The organism is Caenibacillus caldisaponilyticus (assembly GCF_002003465.1).
Classification (GTDB): Bacteria; Bacillota; Bacilli; order Bacillales; family Sporolactobacillaceae; genus Caenibacillus; species Caenibacillus caldisaponilyticus.
This window is the reverse complement of record NZ_BDDQ01000113.1, coordinates 1-3,157: the sequence shown is the minus strand read 5'-3', so window position 1 is coordinate 3,157 and position 3,157 is coordinate 1. Positions and strand designations below refer to the sequence as shown.

Genomic DNA, 3,157 nt, shown 5'->3' with positions numbered 1-3,157 from the left:
CTATCCAAGTCTATATGGAAAAGATCGGCGAGATTGAATCTGATGTATCGTCGGAAGCTGCCTATTGGGGGCATGTGTTGGAAGATGTCGTTGCCCGGGAATTTTCAAAGCGGACCGGGAAGAAAGTGCGAAATCGATATGCAATTCTTCAACATCCTGACTATCCATGGATGCTTGCAAATGTTGATAGATTCATTGTCGGGGAAAAAGCTGGTCTTGAGTGCAAAACGGCCAGCGAATATCTCAAAGACGAATGGAAAGATGACGAAGTACCGGCGCCGTATCTCATTCAATGCCAGCACTACATGGCCGTGACGGGGTACGATGTTTGGTGGATCGCTGTATTGATAGGCGGAAACAAGTTTCTATACAAAAAAATCGAGCGCGATGAAGAAATCATCCAAATGCTCATCGAAGCGGAAGAAGAATTTTGGAACAGCCACGTCGTTCCGCGAATCCCGCCGGAATTCGATGGGTCGGAAGCATCCGAGAAACTTCTTCGGTCACTCTATCCCGAATCGGATCCGGATTCAGAGACGGAGCTTCCGAGGGAAGCTGACAAACTGATCGAAGCGCTCGAACAGGTGAACGCGGAGATCAGCGAGCTCACCGAGCTCAAAAAAGCATACGAAAACAAGCTCAAAGGAATGCTCGGCGAGTTCGAACGTGGGATAGCATCGAACCACATCGTGACGTGGAAAACCGTCACCACCAATCGCATCGATACCAAACGACTGAAAACAGAACGGCCGGATATATATGAACAATACTTGAAACCGTCAATTTCTAGACGGTTCGCAATCAAGGAGGCTCGATAATAAATGGCAACCAATGCAAGCCTAAAAAATCAATTGGCTACCAAAAACCAAAAAACATCGGACAACAAGCCAGCAAACCCGGCGAATACGATCGCGCACTATCTCAAAAAAATGGGCCCAGAGATCGAAAAAGCCTTACCGAAACATATGGATCCTGACCGCATGGCTCGGATAGCTCTCACGACCATCCGAACGAATCCGAAGCTCTTGGAAGCATCGGTTCCGAGCTTGCTCGGCGCCGTCATGCAGGCAGCGCAGCTCGGTTTGGAGCCTGGTCTGATCGGCCATTGCTATTTGGTCCCTTTCAAAAATGGCAAGACAGGTCAGACAGACGTCCAATTCATCATCGGTTACAAGGGCATGATCGACTTGGCCCGCCGTTCCGGGCAGATTCAAAACATCTATGCCCATGCGGTGTATGAAAAAGACGAATTCGAGTATGAGCTCGGTTTGGAGCCGAAATTGAAGCACAAGCCGAGCATGGAAGCCGACAGAGGGGAAATGATCGGCGTGTACGCCGTCGCTCATTTCAAGGATGGCGGCTATCAGTTCGAATTCATGCCAAAAGAAGAGATAGAAAAGCGCCGGCGACGCTCAAAAGCGGCTAACAACGGTCCGTGGGTGACGGACTACGAAGAAATGGCGAAGAAGACGGTCATCCGGCACATGTGGAAGTATCTGCCGATCTCGGTTGAAATCCAACAAGCGGCGGCCCACGACGAAACCTACCGCCGAGACGTCACGGATGATCCGAAGTCGGTCTATGAAGATGCGATTGACGTTGAATTCAGCGTGCAAAATGATCTGGATGAACAACCAGAAGAAACCCAAAAAGAAGAGAAAGACGAACTACCATTCGACTAAGGTGAGCACTCTTGCCGATCAAAATCGACATTCCCCCGGTCTACCTCCATATCACGGATGGCGCCCGGGACCGGGGGAAGCTCTTCAAACGATATGTCGCTGGATATATTGCGCGGAGCTTTCCAGAGCTTCAGTTTGTACGGATTGAGGGAATGAAGGTGATTTGCGAGCGTAGGGGCTGATCCGATGAACTACATCAAGGAGTTGAATGCGTTTCGCGATTATGTGCTGCAAAACGATCTTTCCACCGGAGAAATTGCTTTATGGCATACACTGATGCTCATAAACAATATGTCCGGATGGAAGGAATGGTTTTCAGCGCCTAATCCAACGCTTCAACAAATGACAGGATTATCGAAATCCGGCCTTGACAAAATACGAAATCAGCTATGCCAAAAGGGATTAATCGAGTACCAAAAAGGCAAAAAAAAGCATGCTGGTTTGTACAGAATGGTCCCATTATCCACATTGGTACACAAATTAGTCCACCACGTGGACTTATCTGAGGACAATCAGGAGACCAATCCGAGGACTATTGGTGAACCAACGGTGGACGAAAAGTGGCCCAAAAGTGGACCATACTTAAACAAAACTAAAACTAAACTAAACGAAACTAATAATACCGACGACGATGATGGCGGCGGCCTTCCGCAATCGCGTGCGGTGGAATTTTTCACGATCAACTTTGGGAATTTCAGCGAGTTCATCATCACAGAGATTTTGAACTGGGTTGATCAACTATCCGAAGATGTGGTCATTGCAGCTATGAAGTTAGCCCTGAAAAGGAACGCCAAAAACTTCGGATACGTGGAAAGTATCTTGAAAGAGTGGCATTCCCAAGGGCTTAAAACCATTGATCAAGTACGTGCATATGAGAGTGCGCGGAAAGAGAAGCAAGCCAAAAGCAAAACGGCGCATCGGCCAAATGAACGAGTGGATAGGCTGCCAAAATGGGCAACTGGTGGAGATTTGACCAAAAACGATATGCAACCAGATGACATCCAAAAGAGGGAAAAAGAGCTTGATGCGATCCTAAGTGGATTGTGATTGGAGGAATGACTATTGATCAACCGTGTGATTTTGGTCGGCCGGCTGACACGCGATCCTGAACTTCGATATACGCCGAGCGGAGTGGCGGTGGCGAATTTCACGCTCGCCGTCAACCGCCCATTTACAAACCAAGAAGGGGAACGCGAGGCAGACTTCATTCAGGTCATCGCTTGGCGGAAGCTCGGCGAGAACGTGGCGGAATATCTGAAAAAGGGCCGCCTTGCCGGCGTGGACGGACGTTTGCAAACACGCAGTTATGAGAAGAATGGCCGGCGGGTTTACGTCACGGAAGTGGTGGCCGAATCGGTCCAATTCTTGGAACCAAAGGGAGCAAGGACGAGCGAACAGGCGCCAAATGAATCGCCGATTAATGATGACCCGTTTGCCGATGGTGGCGACCCGTTTGCTAGCGGTGATCCTATCGA

The 3,157-nt window shown here is 49.1% G+C and carries 4 protein-coding genes; all 4 read left to right on the top strand.

Translation table 11 applies throughout. The features are described 5' to 3' along the window. Positions 1 to 818 (top strand): YqaJ viral recombinase family nuclease (locus tag CCB157_RS16550; RefSeq protein WP_077616912.1); only part of this gene is annotated, 818 nt, incomplete at its 5' end. A 3-nt stretch (positions 819 to 821) separates the two neighbouring features. Continuing rightward, positions 822 to 1,682: a recombination protein RecT gene (gene recT, locus CCB157_RS16545; protein ID WP_077616911.1), complete on the top strand. Its 861-nt coding sequence runs from the start codon at positions 822 to 824 to the stop codon at positions 1,680 to 1,682. A gap of 186 nt (positions 1,683 to 1,868) precedes the next feature. Then, positions 1,869 to 2,729, top strand: a complete 861-nt coding sequence (locus tag CCB157_RS16540; protein WP_077616910.1) for a DnaD domain-containing protein — start codon at positions 1,869 to 1,871, stop codon at positions 2,727 to 2,729. 15 nt (positions 2,730 to 2,744) lie between these two features. Continuing rightward, positions 2,745 to 3,157, top strand: a 413-nt coding sequence (ssb, locus tag CCB157_RS16535; RefSeq protein WP_143287125.1) for a single-stranded DNA-binding protein, incomplete at its 3' end; no start/stop codon positions are given.

Excerpts from the sequence above, each read along its gene's own strand:
- recT (WP_077616911.1), top strand. The coding sequence starts at position 822 with ATGGCAACCAATGCAAGCCTAAAAAATCAATTGGCTACCAAAAACCAA.
- CCB157_RS16540 (WP_077616910.1), top strand. The coding sequence starts at position 1,869 with ATGAACTACATCAAGGAGTTGAATGCGTTTCGCGATTATGTGCTGCAA.